At 61.3% G+C, this 362-nt stretch carries 1 protein-coding gene; it reads right to left on the reverse strand.

The genetic code is table 11. The annotated features are described in order from the left end of the window. A partial coding sequence (locus X744_RS0139390) for an ABC transporter transmembrane domain-containing protein (RefSeq protein WP_031261618.1) occupies positions 1–362 on the reverse strand: 362 nt, incomplete at both ends.

Genomic DNA, 362 nt, shown 5'->3' on the forward strand with positions numbered 1-362 from the left:
GAGCGGCACGGAAAGCTGTACCAGCATGGCATTGATGAAAACGAAATCGCCGACGCTCTGGGTGCCGGCCTGCACCTCCAGCGCCGACATGCACATGACGACGACCGTGCCGACGCCGAAGATGAAGCCCTGGCCGAAGTTCAGCCAGCCGAGCGAGGTCCAGGTTTTGGTTGCGGCGACCTCGTAACGCGCCATCGAACGGTCGAAGCGCTCGGCCTCCATGCGCTCATTGGTGAAATACTTGACCGTTTCGAAGTTGAGCAGCGAGTCGATCGCCTTGGTATTGGCGTCGGTGTCGCTGTCGTTCATGTCGCGGCGGATCGAGATGCGCCAGTCGCTGGCGCGCACCGTGAACCAGACAT

Source organism: Mesorhizobium sp. LNHC252B00, assembly GCF_000502955.1.
Classification (GTDB): Bacteria; Pseudomonadota; Alphaproteobacteria; order Rhizobiales; family Rhizobiaceae; genus Mesorhizobium.